This is a genomic window from Mesorhizobium sp. AR02 (assembly GCF_024746835.1).
Taxonomy (GTDB): Bacteria; Pseudomonadota; Alphaproteobacteria; order Rhizobiales; family Rhizobiaceae; genus Mesorhizobium.
In genome coordinates, this window is the sequence record NZ_CP080531.1 from 3,216,593 (window position 1) to 3,231,054 (window position 14,462).

General features: G+C 63.1%; 15 protein-coding genes. 11 read left to right on the plus strand and 4 right to left on the minus strand.

Annotated features, from left to right (window positions below; genetic code table 11):
* The first annotated feature begins 47 nt into the window (after window positions 1–47).
* Window positions 48–1,544 (plus strand): CoA-acylating methylmalonate-semialdehyde dehydrogenase, encoded by a 1,497-nt coding sequence (locus DBIPINDM_RS19650; RefSeq protein WP_258588779.1) that lies wholly within the window; start codon window positions 48–50, stop codon window positions 1,542–1,544.
* A 65-nt stretch (window positions 1,545–1,609) separates the two neighbouring features.
* On the opposite strand, the gene DBIPINDM_RS19655 is transcribed toward DBIPINDM_RS19650, so the two are convergent.
* Both DBIPINDM_RS19655 and DBIPINDM_RS19660 read right to left on the minus strand, forming a co-directional pair.
* Window positions 1,610–2,410, minus strand: a complete 801-nt coding sequence (locus tag DBIPINDM_RS19655) for an SDR family oxidoreductase (RefSeq protein ID WP_258588780.1) — start codon at window positions 2,408–2,410, stop codon at window positions 1,610–1,612.
* On the minus strand, window positions 2,407–2,736 hold the full coding sequence (locus tag DBIPINDM_RS19660) for a nuclear transport factor 2 family protein (RefSeq protein WP_258588781.1): 330 nt from the start codon (window positions 2,734–2,736) through the stop codon (window positions 2,407–2,409). The genes DBIPINDM_RS19655 and DBIPINDM_RS19660 overlap by 4 nt, the downstream gene beginning before the upstream one ends.
* A gap of 154 nt (window positions 2,737–2,890) precedes the next feature.
* On the opposite strand from DBIPINDM_RS19660, the gene DBIPINDM_RS19665 reads away from it, so the two are divergent.
* Together DBIPINDM_RS19665 and DBIPINDM_RS19670 are read left to right on the plus strand one after the other, a co-directional pair.
* Complete coding sequence (locus DBIPINDM_RS19665; protein WP_044551005.1) at window positions 2,891–3,214, plus strand: winged helix-turn-helix transcriptional regulator; 324 nt, start codon at window positions 2,891–2,893, stop codon at window positions 3,212–3,214.
* Window positions 3,215–3,441: 227 nt separating this feature from the next.
* Window positions 3,442–3,753: a hypothetical protein gene (locus DBIPINDM_RS19670; protein ID WP_258588782.1), complete on the plus strand. Its 312-nt coding sequence runs from the start codon at window positions 3,442–3,444 to the stop codon at window positions 3,751–3,753.
* A gap of 7 nt (window positions 3,754–3,760) precedes the next feature.
* Here DBIPINDM_RS19670 and DBIPINDM_RS19675 read toward each other — a convergent pair whose 3' ends face one another.
* On the minus strand, window positions 3,761–4,411 hold the full coding sequence (locus DBIPINDM_RS19675; RefSeq protein WP_416361767.1) for a GntR family transcriptional regulator: 651 nt from the start codon (window positions 4,409–4,411) through the stop codon (window positions 3,761–3,763).
* Window positions 4,412–4,522: 111 nt separating this feature from the next.
* Between DBIPINDM_RS19675 and DBIPINDM_RS19680 the strand changes: the two genes are divergently transcribed.
* From DBIPINDM_RS19680 to DBIPINDM_RS19690, 3 genes are read left to right on the plus strand one after another with little or no spacing between them, the layout of a single operon-like run.
* Complete coding sequence (locus tag DBIPINDM_RS19680) at window positions 4,523–5,458, plus strand: dihydrodipicolinate synthase family protein (protein ID WP_258588784.1); 936 nt, start codon at window positions 4,523–4,525, stop codon at window positions 5,456–5,458.
* 14 nt (window positions 5,459–5,472) lie between these two features.
* On the plus strand, window positions 5,473–6,786 hold the full coding sequence (locus DBIPINDM_RS19685; RefSeq protein ID WP_258588785.1) for an NAD(P)/FAD-dependent oxidoreductase: 1,314 nt from the start codon (window positions 5,473–5,475) through the stop codon (window positions 6,784–6,786).
* A gap of 17 nt (window positions 6,787–6,803) precedes the next feature.
* Window positions 6,804–7,805 (plus strand): 4-hydroxyproline epimerase, encoded by a 1,002-nt coding sequence (locus DBIPINDM_RS19690; RefSeq protein ID WP_258588786.1) that lies wholly within the window; start codon window positions 6,804–6,806, stop codon window positions 7,803–7,805.
* Here the strand turns inward: DBIPINDM_RS19690 and DBIPINDM_RS19695 are convergent.
* Window positions 7,798–8,700, minus strand: coding sequence for a LysR substrate-binding domain-containing protein (locus DBIPINDM_RS19695; protein ID WP_258588787.1), 903 nt, complete (start codon window positions 8,698–8,700; stop codon window positions 7,798–7,800). The genes DBIPINDM_RS19690 and DBIPINDM_RS19695 overlap by 8 nt on opposite strands.
* 162 nt (window positions 8,701–8,862) lie before the next feature.
* On the opposite strand from DBIPINDM_RS19695, the gene DBIPINDM_RS19700 reads away from it, so the two are divergent.
* The 5 genes from DBIPINDM_RS19700 to DBIPINDM_RS19720 all read left to right on the plus strand — a co-directional run bounded on the left by DBIPINDM_RS19700 (window position 8,863) and on the right by DBIPINDM_RS19720 (window position 14,461).
* Window positions 8,863–9,249: an ectoine synthase gene (locus DBIPINDM_RS19700; protein ID WP_258589305.1), complete on the plus strand. Its 387-nt coding sequence runs from the start codon at window positions 8,863–8,865 to the stop codon at window positions 9,247–9,249.
* Between the two features lie 446 nt (window positions 9,250–9,695).
* On the plus strand, window positions 9,696–10,598 hold the full coding sequence (locus DBIPINDM_RS19705; RefSeq protein ID WP_258588788.1) for a branched-chain amino acid ABC transporter permease: 903 nt from the start codon (window positions 9,696–9,698) through the stop codon (window positions 10,596–10,598).
* A gap of 4 nt (window positions 10,599–10,602) precedes the next feature.
* Complete coding sequence (livM, locus tag DBIPINDM_RS19710) at window positions 10,603–12,198, plus strand: high-affinity branched-chain amino acid ABC transporter permease LivM (RefSeq protein WP_258588789.1); 1,596 nt, start codon at window positions 10,603–10,605, stop codon at window positions 12,196–12,198.
* On the plus strand, window positions 12,198–13,733 hold the full coding sequence (locus tag DBIPINDM_RS19715) for an ATP-binding cassette domain-containing protein (protein ID WP_258588790.1): 1,536 nt from the start codon (window positions 12,198–12,200) through the stop codon (window positions 13,731–13,733). Before livM ends, DBIPINDM_RS19715 begins: the two co-directional genes overlap by 1 nt.
* A complete protein-coding gene (locus DBIPINDM_RS19720) occupies window positions 13,733–14,461 on the plus strand; it encodes an ABC transporter ATP-binding protein (RefSeq protein WP_027053018.1) in 729 nt (242 codons plus the stop codon). Before DBIPINDM_RS19715 ends, DBIPINDM_RS19720 begins: the two co-directional genes overlap by 1 nt.
* The last annotated feature ends 1 nt before the right edge of the window (window position 14,462 follow it).

The following is a 14,462-nucleotide window of genomic DNA, read 5'->3' on the forward strand; positions in this document are numbered from 1 at the left end:
CCTGCAAAGGCGGACAATACAGCATCACAAACAAAGGGAGAGAAATCATGATCGAATACGGTCATTTCATCGGCGGCAAGCGTGTCGCCGGCACCAGCGGCCGCAAGCAGGATGTCATGCAGCCGATGGACGGCACCGTGCGCGGCACGGTGGCGCTGGCCTCGCAGGCGGAACTGCGCGCAGCCGTCGAGAACGCCAAGGCGACGCAGCCGAAATGGGCCGCCACCAACCCGCAGCGCCGCGTGCGCGTGCTGATGAAGTTCCTCGAACTGGTCGCCCGCGACTATGACGAACTGGCCGACATCCTGGCGCGCGAGCACGGCAAGACGATCGCCGACGCCAAGGGCGACATCCAGCGCGGCCTCGAAGTGGTCGAAGTCTGCATCGGCGCACCGCATATGATGAAGGGCGAGTTCACCGATGGCGCCGGCCCCGGCATCGACGTCTATTCGATGCGCCAGCCGCTCGGCGTCGTCGCCGGCATCACCCCGTTCAACTTCCCGGCGATGATCCCGCTGTGGAAGATCGCACCGGCCATCGCCTGCGGCAATGCCTTCATCCTGAAGCCGTCTGAGCGTGACCCGGGCGTGCCGATCCGCATCGCCGAACTGTTCCTCGAGGCCGGCCTGCCGGCGGGCATCCTCAACGTCGTCAACGGCGACAAGGAAGTCGTCGACGCCATCCTCGACGATCCCGACATCAAGGCCGTCGGCTTTGTCGGTTCGACGCCGATCGCGCATTATATCTATTCGCGCGGCACTGCGGCGGGCAAGCGCGTGCAGTGCTTCGGCGGCGCCAAGAACCACATGATCATCATGCCCGATGCCGACATGGACCAGACCGTCGACGCGTTGATCGGTGCCGGCTACGGCTCGGCCGGCGAGCGCTGCATGGCGATCTCGGTGGCTGTGCCGGTCGGCAACGACACCGCCAACCGGCTGATGGAAAAGCTGATCCCGCGTGTCGAGAGCCTAAAGGTCGGTCCGTCGACGGATTCGGCAGCCGATTTCGGCCCGCTGGTGACGGCGCAGGCGCTGGAGCGCGTCAAGGGCTATGTCGACACCGGTGTCAAGGAGGGCGCCAAGCTCGTCGTCGACGGCCGCGGCTTCAAGATGCAGGGCTATGAGGACGGCTACTATATGGGCGGCTGCCTGTTCGACAACGTGACGGCCGACATGCGCATCTACAAGGAAGAGATCTTTGGGCCGGTGCTCTCGGTGGTGCGTGCGCCGACCTATGAGAGCGCGATCAAGCTCGCCAACGATCACGAGATGGGCAATGGCGTCGCCATCTTCACCCGTGACGGTGACGCTGCGCGCGACTTCGCCTCGCGCGTCCAGGTCGGCATGGTCGGCGTCAACGTGCCGATCCCGGTGCCGATCGCCTATTACACCTTCGGCGGCTGGAAGGCGTCGTCTTTCGGTGACCTCAACCAGCACGGCCCGGACGCCTTCCGCTTCTACACCAAGACCAAGACGGTGACCTCGCGCTGGCCGTCCGGCATCAAGGACGGTGCGGAATTCGTCATCCCGACGATGAATTGAAGTCCGACATTTATTTCACCGAGTTAAGGGCGCGGCTTTTGTCGCGCCCTTATTTTTAAGCGGCATCACACTGTTGGAATCGTGCCACCGTCGATGACGTATTCGGCGCCATGGATCGCCGAGGCGCGGTCCGAGACAAGGAATGCTACCAGTTCCGCGACCTCCTGCGGCCATGCCGGCCGGCCGATGGGAATGCCGCCCAGCGCATCCATGATGCCCTGGCGGGCGGTTTCCTCGTCCGAACCGGAATGGGCGGCCAGCCGCTTCACCATGGCTTCCGATGCGCTGGTGTGGATCCAGCCCGGTGCCACTGAGTTGACACGGATGCCTTTCGGGCCGAGCTCCTTGGACAATGCCTTGCTGTAGGTTGAAAGGGCTGCCTTGGCCGCTGCATAGGCTATGGTGGATTCGTGCAGCGGCAGGCGGCGCTGGATCGACGATATGTGGACGATCGCGCCTGAGCCTTGCTCGATCATATGCGAGACAAGCAGGCGATCGAGCCGCACCGCCGCCAGCAGATTGAGGCTGAGCTCGTCCAGCCAGAGCTGATCGGTCAGTCCGGCAAACCCTCCGCCTGGACTTTTCGACCCGCCGACGCTGTGAACGATGATGTCGATGCCGCCGAGACTGTCCATGGTGGCTGCCGCCACTCTTTCGGCACCTGCCAGAGTGCTGATGTCGGCCTGCACGAACAGCTTCGACGATGATGTTTCGGTCGCCGAGCGAGCGGTGGTTGCAACCATTGCCCCTGCCGCCGCAAGCCTGACAACGATGGCCTCGCCGGCACCCTTGGTGCCGCCGGTGACCAGAACGCGCTTGCCGGCAAATTCCCGGTCGTCGACCGCAAATTTCCGGACGATGGTCATGCGCCGATCTCCAGTTGCGTGATCCGGTCGTCGGCCAGGGTGAAGACGTAGTGGAGCGTCGCAGGGCTGCCTGGGAAATTCCCCGACACGATGCCGGCGATCCGCCATGCATCGCCATTGGCGGTCGCGTCGGCGACCTCGACCGTCACCCGGTACTTGCGTGTCGTTGCCTCCATCCAGTCGCGGATGGCGGTCGAACCGCGATGGGTTTGGCCTTCGTCCTTGACCGTGGCGTCCGACGAGAAGGGGATGAGCATGGCATCGATGTCATGCCTGTTCTTGGCGGCGAAATAGTCGGCCAGCGGCTGCGGAAGCTTTGCGGTCATGGTGTCTCTCCGATGCGGGTTGCCGCCGCCCGTCGCGGCCGGCGGCGCTTGTCCGGCTTCTAAAATGCGATATGCTGCGAAAATGACAAGAACCGACGAAAAAGTAAGGTACTTACCTGAAGGTAAGGTTCGGCCCGAAAGCAAATCTGAGACGCTGACGCCGTTGTCCGCGGCGAGCGGTGTCGAGAATGTGCTGCGCATCCTCGAAGGTCGCTGGAAGCTGGTGATCCTGTTTCATCTGTTCGGCGGCAAGGTGCTGCGCTTCTCCGACCTCGAACGGGCGATTCCGGCGATCTCGCAGAAGATGCTGATCCAGCAGCTGCGGCAGATGGAGGCCGACGGCATCGTGCGCCGTATCGTGCACCACCAGGTGCCGCCGAAGGTCGAGTACTGCTTGACCGATTGGGGCCAGGCACTATGCCCGGCCCTCGACGCCTTGCTGAAATGGGCGGCACTTCGCGAACCTGCACAAGCCTGACGCCGACCGTCGCCTGCAACCCGCCGGGAGCTCGGAAAGGGTGCTTGTTTTCAGATCGGGGCCTCACCATATCGAATCCAGGGAATGCGATAGATTCCCTGACGACAGACCGGAAACCAGAAGGAGTGACGTGATGAAGACGTCGAACCCGGCCTGGAGCGTTCCGGTATATTGAGGCTGCCTATGTGCCTCGCTTTGCCGAAACGCCAAGGCGAAGGAGGTGCCAGATGGCACACAGATTTTCGTTTCGATGGATCAGGATAGCCGCGATCAGCACCGCGCTGGCGCTGTCGACGCTATCGGCGCAGGCGCAATTCATCTGCGGCGGCCACAGTGACCTTGTTGCGGCATTGGCAAAGGCCTTGCAACAAAAGCAGATCGGCTACGGTGTGGTTGGCCAGGCCGCCATTGTCGAGGTCTATGTTTCGGCAAGTGGGACCTGGTCGATGCTGGTGACCGACGTGCAGGGCCGAAGCTGCATTTTCGCGACCGGTGACGGGTGGGAGAATACCGCCATCACCGCGGCGCAAGGGATCTGATCGCCGGTCAGCGCGTCGCGGCGACCTCGGCATGGCCGCGCAACAGTGCCATCAGACGCTTGGCATCCTTGGCGGCTGCCTCCTCGTCGCCGTCGAGGATCGAGCGGATCAGCGCGACGTGATGCTCGGCTGACTCGGCCAGGCCGGTGTCCGCCTTGTAGCGGAACCAGAAGCGGCGGCTGTGGGTCTGCAACGGGGCAGCGAGCCGCGCGGCGAAGGGGTTGTCGGCGGCCAGCGCCAGGGCCTCATCGAGCGCCTTGTCGGCCTGGATGAAGGCAAGCACATTGCCCGAGATGACCGCCTTCTGCATGGCAAGGGCCGCCTCGTGAAACAGGTCGGCGGCCTCGCGGGTGACGAAGCGGGCGGCCGAACGGGCCAGCACCACCTCGACACCGCGCCGGGCGTCGAGCACGCGCAGCCAGTCGCCGGGATGCAGTGGCGCGATCGCGATGCCGGCGCGTGGCCTGACATCGAGCAGCCCTTCCCAGGCCAGCCGCTGGATCGCCTCGCGCACCGGCGTGCGACCGAGGCCAAGCCTGTCGATCAGGGTGCCCTCGGTGACGAAGCTCGCCGGCGCCAGCTCCAGGGTGACAATCATGTGCTCGAGCACACGGTAGGCCTTGGCCGCCGCCGGCTCGAACGCAGTGCCTGCTTCCATGGATATCAAAGGCATCCTCCTGATATATTCAGAATATATCATAACAGATTCCGCATTGACAGCGCGTTTCTTAACAGATATACGTCTGATATATCAGATGGAGCAATGACCATGTGGACCGGAGTTTTCCCCGCCGTTACGACCAAATTCACCGCCGACGACCGGCTCGACCATGCCGAGATGGAGCGCTGCTTCAGCCTGCAGATGGAGGCCGGTTGCGACGGCATCATCGTCTGCGGCTCGCTCGGCGAAGGGCCGATGCTGTCGCCTGACGAGAAGATCGAAGTGCTGAAGACCGCGCAGAAAGTCGCCGGCAGGAAGCCGGTGCTGCTAACGGTCAACGAGGCGGGCACCCGCGAGGCGGCCAGCATCGCCAGGCGCGCCGCCAAAGAAGGCGCTAATGGCCTGATGGTGGTGCCGAGCCCGATCTACCACACCAATGCGGAAGAAACTGTCGCAGCGCTGCGCGCGGTCGCCGAGGCCGGCGACCTGCCGGTGATGATCTACTCCAACCGGCTTGCCTACCGCGTCGACGTCACCGTCGACCAGATGGAAGAACTGGCATCGGACAAGCGCTTCGTCGCCATCAAGGAATCCTCCGACGACATCAGGCGCTCGACGGAGATCATCAACCGCCTCGGCGACCGCTACGATCTCTTCACCGGCGTCGACAATCTCGCCTTCGAGGCGCTGTCGGTCGGCGCCATCGGCTGGGTGGCCGGCCTGGTCACCGCCTTCCCGCGCGAGACGGTCGCCATCTTCCAGCTGATGAAGCAGGGCCGCCGCGAGGAGGCGCTCGCCATCTACCGCTGGTTCCGCCCGCTGCTCGACCTCGACGTCTCGACCTATCTGGTACAGAACATCAAGCTTGCTGAAGTGCTGGCGATTGGTACCAATGACCGCGTGCGCATGCCGCGCCAGCCGCTGTCGGGCGAGCGCCGCAAGGCGGTGGAGACAATCATACGGGATGCGCTGGCGGTGCGGCCGAAGCTGCCGTCGCTCCAGGCGTCTCCTCTATCCGCGGACAGACTGGTGGCAGCCGAATAAGGGACAGCACCGACGTGCCAGGAAATTCCAAATCCCCGGAACAGGCGCAACGCTCCGCCACTGGGGCACCTTCTCCCCGTTCGCGGGGGGAAGGCGAGGACATCGCCATTGTCGGCGGCGGCATCATCGGCATCTGCGCCGCGGCCTTCCTTGCCGAGGCAGGACTGGATGTCACGGTTTTCGACCGCACCGGCATTTGCGAGGAGACGAGCTCCGGCAACGCCGCGGCCTTTGCCTTCTCCGACGTGCTGCCGCTGGCGCACAAGGGCATGATCAAGAACCTGCCGAAATGGCTGGCCGATCCGCTCGGCCCGCTCAGCATTCCGCCCGTCTACCTGCCGAAGCTCCTGCCCTGGCTGATCCGGTTCTGGCGCGCCGGTGCGCCGGCGAAATACGAGGCGAGCCTCGCCGCCCAGGCCGGCATGATGAAGCTCGCCGAAGCGGAGTGGATGGGCCTGCTCGATCGCTCCGGCACAAGGCCGATGCTGCGTGAGGATGGCTCGCTCGAACTCTATGAAAGCGAGGCCGAGTTCCAAGCCTCGCTGCCGGGCTGGGCGGCGCGCGAGCGTTTCGGCATCCGCTTTCGCCATGTCGAGGGCGAGGGCCTGGCGGGTTTGCAGCCGGGCCTGTCACCGCGCTTCATCAAGGGCACCTTCGTGCCGGGCTGGAAGACGGTCGCCGATCCAAAGCTGCTCGGCAAGGCGGTGTGGGCTTACGCCGAGGCCAACGGCGCCCGCTTTGAAATGGCCCGCATCGACCGGGTCGCGGCGGACCAGGATGGCGCGACCCTGACGCTAGCCGACGGCACGACCAGGCAGGCGCGGCAGCTCGTCGTTGCCGCCGGCGCCTGGTCGCACCTTTTGGCGCGGCAGCTTGGCGACCGCATTCCGCTGGAAACCGAGCGCGGCTACAACACAACCTTGCCCAAGAGCGCCTTTGACGTGAAGCGGCAGCTGATCTTTTCCGGCCATGGCTTCGTCATCACGCCGCTCGGGACGGGCCTGCGCGTCGGCGGTGCCGTCGAACTCGGCGGCATCGAGCGGCCGCCCAATTATGCCAGGTCGAAAGCGCTGCTGCGGAAGGCGCAGAAATTCCTGCCGGGGCTCAATCCCATCGGCGGGCGCGAATGGATGGGGTTCCGGCCCTCGCTGCCGGATTCGGTGCCTGTCATCGGCAAGGCGTCGGGAAACCGGCCGGTGGTCTATGCTTTCGGCCACGGCCATCTCGGCCTGACCCAGGCGGCAGCGACCGGACGGTTGATCCGGGAAATCATCCTGGGGCAGACTCCACCTGTTGATCTGGCCCCTTTCAGTCCACAACGGTTTTGAATTTTTCGAGGAACGACATGGCCAAGAAATCCTTCTTCTGCATCGACGGCCACACTTGCGGCAATCCGGTGCGGCTGGTCGCCGGCGGCGGCCCGCTGCTTGAGGGCACGACGATGATGGAACGGCGCACGCATTTCCTCGCCGAATATGACTGGATCCGCACCGGTCTGATGTTCGAGCCGCGCGGCCATGACGTGATGTCGGGTTCGATCCTCTATCCGCCGACGCGCGAGGATTGCGACATCGCCATCCTGTTTATCGAAACCTCGGGTTGCCTGCCGATGTGCGGGCACGGCACCATCGGCACGGTGACGATGGCGATCGAACACGGATTGATCAAGCCGAAGACGCCGGGTGTGCTGAGGCTCGATACGCCGGCCGGCCTGGTCATCGCCGAGTACAAACAGGTCGGCGAGTATGTCGAGGAGGTGCGCATCACCAACGTGCCGTCCTTCCTCCATGCAGAAGGTCTGACGGTCGAATGTCCCGGGCTCGGCGAGATCAGCGTCGATGTCGCCTATGGCGGCAATTTCTACGCCATCGTCGAGCCGCAAAAAAATTATCGCGACATGGCCGATCATTCGGCCGGCGATTTGATCGCCTGGAGCCCGGTGGTGCGGCAGCGGCTCAACGAGAAATATTCCTTCGTGCATCCGGAAAACCCGGGCATCAACAAGCTGTCGCATATGCTGTGGACCGGCAAGCCGACGGTCGAAGGGGCCGACGCCCGCAATGCCGTCTTCTACGGCGACAAGGCCATCGACCGCTCACCGTGCGGCACCGGCACCTCGGCGCGCATGGCGCAGCTTCATGCCAAGGGCGAGCTCAAGGCCGGTGACGCCTTCGTGCATGAATCGATCATCGGCTCGCTGTTCAAGGGCAAGGTCGAAAAAGAGGTCACCGTCGCGGGCAAGCCGGCGATCATTCCCTCGATCGGCGGCTGGGCGCGCATGACCGGACTGAACACGATCTTCATCGACGACCGCGATCCGTTCGCGCATGGTTTCGTCGTCAAGTGATATCGGCAGGCCGCTGATCATTAGCATCGACCGAGATCGCACGGCGAAACCAGTCGGCGAAGGTGAGCGCGGCGGGCGAGGCATCCACCGACATCGTCAGAAAATAGCTCTTGTCGCGGTTGGTCGAGATATCGGACAGAACCATCAGGTCGCCGCGCTTCAGTTCGTCCCGAAAGACGTCGACGGGACAAAGCGCCACGCCGTGACCGGCAATGACCGCTGTCGCAAGAATGTTGAAGTCGGCGAAGACAGGTCCGTTGCCGACATCGACATTGGCCAGTCCGGCCTCGGAGAACCACTCACTCCAGCCCTGCCGGTTCTCGTCATGCAACAGGTCCGCGGCAGCGATCCCCGAAGGGGTACGCAGCTGCTTGCCAGCCAGATAATGCGGGCTGCACACCGGCCGGTTGAGGCGTGAAAACAGTTTGAGGCTGGTGACGCCAGGCGTCGGATCGGCTCCGAGGGTGATCAGCACATCGTTCTCGTCGTCTCCGAGCCTGTCCTCGGCTTTGGCATAAGCGACCCGCATGCCGATACCGGGATGGCTGGCGGTGAAGTCCGGCAGGCGAGGCACCAGCCAGCGGCTGGCGATGGACGGTATGCAGCCTACGGACAGCGTCACTGATGCCGCATTGCGGCGGATGCGTCGGCATGTGGCGCCAAGCTCGGCAAGGGCGCCGCTCGCCGAGGCCTGTAGAATGACCCCAGCGTCCGTCAGCCGCACCTTGCGCGCGCCGCGGTGGAACAGAGGCACGCCCAGCCACTCTTCCAGCCGTCTGATCTGGTGGCTTATGGCCGGATGCGTGACATGCAGTTCTTCGCCGGCAGCCGAAAAACTCAAATGGCGTGCAGCAGCCTCGAAAGCGCGTATGGCGTTCAGCGGGACATATTCCATATGTCAAATTTACTAACATATGAGATGAGAAGCAATCATTTGAACGCCCGGAAATCCTGCGGCATTGCTGTGGCCGGTCAGGAGTTTCCAGCGAAAATGCCGCTAAGCTCGGGCTATTTCGTGGAACCCTCCTACCGCAACGGTATTCGCAGGGAAGAAAATATGTTCACCAGACAATTGGCTGATGTAGAAAAATCTGACTTCTTCGTGGATTGGGGCAATGGCACCAGCCACCGCCTGCTGACAAAGCAGGACGGGATGGGCTTCACCGTCTGTCACACTGTCGTGCGCGCCGGCAGCGAATCGCGGCTGCAGTATCGGCGGCATTTCGAGGCCTGCTACTGCATCGCCGGTGCTGGTGAGGTCGAAGACATGTCCGGTGCGGTGCATCGCATTGAGCCCGGCACGATCTATGTGCTCGACGAACATGACGAGCATTATCTGCGTGCCGACGCTGCAAGCGACATGATCCTGGTCAGTGTCTTCAATCCTCCCCTTCAGGGCACCGAGCGGCATGCGCTGAGCGAGGACGGGGGATCAGCGTACTGATCCGGAGTGGGGCAATTCTCCTCGATCGGCAGCCAGACAGGCACAGTCGCTCGAATGCGATCCTCGTCGACGAGCGCGATCCATTCGAGCATGGCTTTGAGGTCAGCCAGGAGGAATCCTGACCTTAGGGAAAGGAGTGTGGCGAAAAAACGAACCGTGTCAGGAACGCAACGATTCTTCTTATCACCTAATTTTGACGGCGATTTCTTCGAAACGGGGCGCATGATACAGCCGAATCGTCAAAGACATTGCGTTATGCCAATGATAGGGTCCGCGATAGTCCAGGGGTCGGGTGCAAAAAACGGGCGGTCGAAACGACGTGAATCGGAAACACGCGGGGCGGTCAAAAAAATCACGTTGCAATCCGGGCTCGAAACTTTACGACTAGGGGAAATACGAAAAGGAATGCGTCTGCATGGGCGACATTCTAGGGGAGCCACGTACACATGCAGTATTTTGTCCAGCAGCTTATCAATGGGCTGACGCTGGGATCGATCTATGGGCTGATCGCGATCGGCTACACGATGGTCTACGGCATCATTGGCATGATCAACTTCGCCCATGGCGATATCTTCATGGTGGGCGCCTTCGCGGCGCTGATCGTTTTCCTAATCCTGACGTCGCTGTTTTATTCGGTGCCCGTGGTCATCGCGCTGCTGATCATGATGATCGTGGCGATGCTGCTGACCAGCCTCTACAATTGGACGATCGAGAAGGTGGCCTACCGGCCGCTGCGCGGTTCGTTCCGGCTGGCGCCGCTGATCACCGCCATCGGCATGTCGATCGCGCTGTCGAATTTCGTCCAGGTGACGCAGGGCCCGCGCAACAAGCCGATCCCGCCGATGGTGTCGACGGTCTACAGCATCGACGGTGTCAGCGTGTCGCTGAAGCAGATCATCATCGTCATCGTCACCGCGCTGCTGCTGGCGGTGTTCTGGTACCTGGTCAACAGGACCTCGCTTGGCCGCGCCCAGCGCGCCTGCGAACAGGACCGCAAGATGGCGGCGCTGCTCGGTATCGATGTCGACCGCACCATCTCGATCACCTTCATCATGGGCGCCGCCCTTGCTGCCGTCGCCGGCACGCTGTTCCTGATGTATTACGGCGTCGTTGCCTTCTCCGACGGTTTCACACCTGGTGTGAAAGCCTTCACGGCGGCGGTGCTCGGCGGCATCGGCTCACTGCCGGGTGCCGTGCTCGGCGGGCTGTTGATCGGCTTCATCGAGAGCATGTGGTCGGCGTATTTCTCGATCGACTACAAGGACGTCGCGGCGTTCTCGATCCTGGCGATCGTGCTGATCTTCCTGCCTTCCGGCATTCTGGGCCGGCCAGAAGTCGAAAAGGTCTGAGATCATGGCCGTCACCGTATCTCCCGAGCGCGACACCGTCGCCACCCCTGTCCAACGCGCCCTCAAGGAAGCGTTCTACGCCGGCGCCATCTCGCTTGGCCTGTTCGTGCTGTTCATCGGACTGAAGACAGGTCAGAACATGCGCAATGAACTGGTCGTGACGACGCGCTGGGGCCTGCTCGCCGCCGTGGTGATCGCCACGGCCGTCGGGCGCTTCCTCTATGTCGCCTATGGCCAGCCCTTCATGGCCAGCCAGAAGATAACCAATGTTGCCACAGGCCTGTTGCCGGCCAGCGTGGCGTCACGATTCTTCCAGCTGCCGTGGTTCATCGCGGCCGTTGTCGCGGCGGTGCTGCTGTTCGTGTTCAACAACTCGCTCGCCGGATGGGTGGGAGCAGAACCGGCCGGCTATCTGCAATTCCTGCGCGCCCTGGCGATCATCTATGTGCTGGCTTGCGTGATCTACTACTTCCGCGCCTTCATCCATGCCAACTTCACCAAATTGGGCATCACGGCGCTGGTGCTGTACCCGATCCTCGTGGTCGCGGTGCTGTCGCTGAACGCCTGGTCCATCAGCAGCGGGCTGCAGGGTTCGCTGAAATGGGTCGACAATTTCGGCATCCAGATCCTGATCTATGTGATGCTGGCCTGGGGCCTGAACATCGTCGTCGGCCTCGCTGGCCTGCTCGACCTCGGCTACGTCGCCTTCTATGCACTTGGCGCTTATGCGTATGCACTTCTCGCCACGCAATTCGGGCTGTCGTTCTGGATCCTGCTGCCGGCCGCGGGCTGTATGGCCGCCCTCTGGGGGGTGCTGCTCGGCTTCCCCGTGCTGCGCCTGCGCGGCGACTATCTGGCGATCGTCACGCTGGCTTTCGGCGAGATCATCCGCCTGGTGCTGATCAACTGGCGTGAGGTCACCAACGGTTCGGCCGGCATTTCCGGCATTCCCAAGGTCAGCTTCTTCGGCCTGATGTCGTTCAACGTGTCGGACCCCAACTACATCGCCAAGGTGCTGGGCATCGCCCAGTCGGGCGCCTACTACAAGATCTTCCTCTACTACCTGATCCTGGGCCTGTGCCTGCTCACCGCCTTCGTCACCATCAGGCTGCGCCGTCTGCCGGTCGGCCGCGCATGGGAAGCCTTGCGCGAGGACGAGATCGCCTGCCGCTCGCTCGGCATCAACACCACCACCACCAAGCTGACCGCCTTTGCCACCGGCGCCATGTTCGGCGGATTCGCCGGCTCGTTCTTCGCCGCACGGCAAGGCTTCGTCAGCCCGGAATCCTTCGTCTTCCTGGAATCGGCCATCATCCTGGCGATCGTCGTTCTCGGCGGCATGGGCTCGCTGGTCGGCATTGCGGTCGCCGCGATGGTGATGATCGGCGGCACCGAGGCGCTGCGCGAACTCGACTTCCTCAAGCAGATCTTCGGGCCGGACTTTACGCCCGAACTCTACCGCATGCTTCTCTTCGGCATGGCCATGGTCATCGTCATGCTGTGGAAGCCGCGTGGCTTCGTCGGCAGTCGCGAACCGACCGCTTTCCTGAAAGAGCGAAGGGCCGTCTCCGGTTCCTTCACCAAGGAAGGACACGGCTGATGAACGTGAGCTCGATTCAGGGAACCAATCCGGGCATGAACGACGCTATCCTGCAAGTCGAACATCTGTCGATGAAGTTCGGCGGCCTGGTCGCCATCGGCGATCTGTCCTTCGCCGCCAGGCGCGGCGAGATCACGGCGCTGATCGGCCCCAATGGCGCCGGCAAGACCACCGTGTTCAACTGCATCACCGGCTTCTACAAGCCGTCGGAAGGCATGATCACGCTCAACCGGAACGATGGCACGAGCTTCCTGCTTGAGCGATTGCCCAACCATGAGATCCCGGCGCGTGCCAAGGTGGCGCGCACCTTCCAGAACATCCGCCTGTTCTCCGGCATGACGCTCTTGGAGAACCTGCTGGTCGCTCAGCACAACAAGCTGATGAAGGCATCGGGCTATACGATCCTGGGGCTGTTCGGCTTCAGCGGCTACCGCAAGGCCTCGGCCGAATCGGTGGAGCTTGCCAGGCACTGGCTGGAGAAGGCCGATCTCATTGACCGCGCCGACGATCCGGCTGGCGACCTGCCCTATGGCGCACAGCGGCGTCTCGAGATTGCACGCGCCATGTGCACCGGGCCAGAGCTTCTGTGCCTCGACGAGCCGGCAGCCGGCCTCAATCCGAAGGAATCAGCGGCGCTCAACGAACTGCTGATCGACATCAAGAATACATCAGGCGCCTCGATCCTGCTGATCGAGCACGACATGTCTGTGGTCATGCAGATTTCCGACCATGTCGTGGTGCTGGAATATGGCCGCAAGATTTCCGACGGCAGTCCGCAGTCGGTGCGCACCGATCCGCGCGTCATTGCCGCCTATCTCGGCGTCGACGACGAGGAGGTCGAGACCGTGCTGACCGAAGTCGGCGACGAAGACGTCATCGAGCAGCTCGACATAGGGCCGGATGCCGCGCATGGCCCGGGGACATCGTCGTCATACCTGGCCGGACCGGTGAGCGACACGGTTGGACACAGCGAGGGCGAGCGCGTCACGGTGTCGAAAGGCGCCTCGAAGGCAGCGCAGGTCGACGCCCGCGCGGCCACTGTGGCCAGCAAGCCTGTCGCCGGAAAGCCGGCTGCGCCGGTCAAGCCGGCGGCGAAAGCGGCACCGAAGAAAACGCCCGCCAAGGCGCCCGCGGCAAAGGCTGAAGGCATTTCGAACCGCCTCGCCGCCCCCCGCGGCGGCAAGGCCGACAATTTGACCCGCATCAAGGGCATCGGCACCGTCAACGAGAAGAAGCTCAACGAACACGGTATCTTCCACTTCGACCAGATCGGCGCCTGGAAGAAGGCCGATGTCGAGGCGGCCGAAGCCTATCTCGCCTTTGACGGACGCATCGCGCGCGAGGAATGGGTCAAGCAGGCCAAGCTGCTCGGTCAGGGCAAGGATACGGAATTCTCGCGCCGCGTCGACGCGGGCAAGGTGGCGACCAGCCATGCTTCAGCAAAGACTGCCAGTCCAGCTTCGAAGACCGCAAATGCGGCTTCGGGGAAGGCCGCGGCCAAACCTGTGTCGAGCAAGCGTGGACGGGGCAAATAATGGCCGGGACAACGCTGCTCGATATCAAGGGCGTACAGACTTACTACGGTAACATCCGAGCCTTGAACGGGGTCGATGTCACCGTCAAGGAGGGCGAGATCGTGGCGCTGATCGGCGCCAACGGCGCCGGCAAATCGACGCTGATGATGACTATTTTCGGGGCACCGCGCGCCCGCACGGGCACCATCACCTTCGCCGGCACCGACATCACCCAGTTGCCGACGCACGAGATCGCGCGCATGCGCATCGCCCAGTCGCCGGAAGGTCGCCGTATCTTCCCGCGCATGACGGTGATGGAAAATCTGCAGATGGGCGCCAGCCTCGATAACCTCAAGCACTATGACGAGGACGTCGAGAAGGTGTTCACGCTGTTCCCGCGGCTGAAGGAGCGCATCGCCCAGCGCGGCGGCACGCTGTCGGGCGGCGAGCAGCAGATGCTGTCGATCGGACGCGCACTGATGGCGCGGCCGAAGCTACTTCTGCTCGACGAGCCGTCGCTGGGCCTGGCGCCGCTGATCGTCAAGCAGATCTTCGACGCCATCCGCGAGTTGAACCGCACGCAAGGGCTGACCGTGTTCCTGGTCGAGCAGAACGCGTTCGGCGCGCTGAAGCTCGCCACGCGCGGCTATGTCATGGTCAACGGCAATGTGACGATGAGCGGCACCGGCAAGGAACTGCTCGCCAATCCCGAAGTGCGCGCCGCCTATCTCGAAGGCGGACATCACTGAG

Bases quoted from the DNA above. Each gene is read 5' to 3' on its own strand.
- DBIPINDM_RS19650 (WP_258588779.1), top strand. From the start codon at position 48: ATGATCGAATACGGTCATTTCATCGGCGGCAAGCGTGTCGCCGGCACC.
- DBIPINDM_RS19655 (WP_258588780.1), bottom strand. From the start codon at position 2,410: ATGACCATCGTCCGGAAATTTGCGGTCGACGACCGGGAATTTGCCGGC.
- DBIPINDM_RS19660 (WP_258588781.1), bottom strand. From the start codon at position 2,736: ATGACCGCAAAGCTTCCGCAGCCGCTGGCCGACTATTTCGCCGCCAAG.
- DBIPINDM_RS19670 (WP_258588782.1), top strand. From the start codon at position 3,442: ATGGCACACAGATTTTCGTTTCGATGGATCAGGATAGCCGCGATCAGC.
- DBIPINDM_RS19675 (WP_416361767.1), bottom strand. From the start codon at position 4,411: ATGGAAGCAGGCACTGCGTTCGAGCCGGCGGCGGCCAAGGCCTACCGT.
- DBIPINDM_RS19680 (WP_258588784.1), top strand. From the start codon at position 4,523: ATGTGGACCGGAGTTTTCCCCGCCGTTACGACCAAATTCACCGCCGAC.
- DBIPINDM_RS19690 (WP_258588786.1), top strand. From the start codon at position 6,804: ATGGCCAAGAAATCCTTCTTCTGCATCGACGGCCACACTTGCGGCAAT.
- DBIPINDM_RS19695 (WP_258588787.1), bottom strand. From the start codon at position 8,700: ATGGAATATGTCCCGCTGAACGCCATACGCGCTTTCGAGGCTGCTGCA.
- DBIPINDM_RS19700 (WP_258589305.1), top strand. From the start codon at position 8,863: ATGTTCACCAGACAATTGGCTGATGTAGAAAAATCTGACTTCTTCGTG.
- DBIPINDM_RS19705 (WP_258588788.1), top strand. From the start codon at position 9,696: ATGCAGTATTTTGTCCAGCAGCTTATCAATGGGCTGACGCTGGGATCG.
- livM (WP_258588789.1), top strand. From the start codon at position 10,603: ATGGCCGTCACCGTATCTCCCGAGCGCGACACCGTCGCCACCCCTGTC.
- DBIPINDM_RS19715 (WP_258588790.1), top strand. From the start codon at position 12,198: ATGAACGTGAGCTCGATTCAGGGAACCAATCCGGGCATGAACGACGCT.
- DBIPINDM_RS19720 (WP_027053018.1), top strand. From the start codon at position 13,733: ATGGCCGGGACAACGCTGCTCGATATCAAGGGCGTACAGACTTACTAC.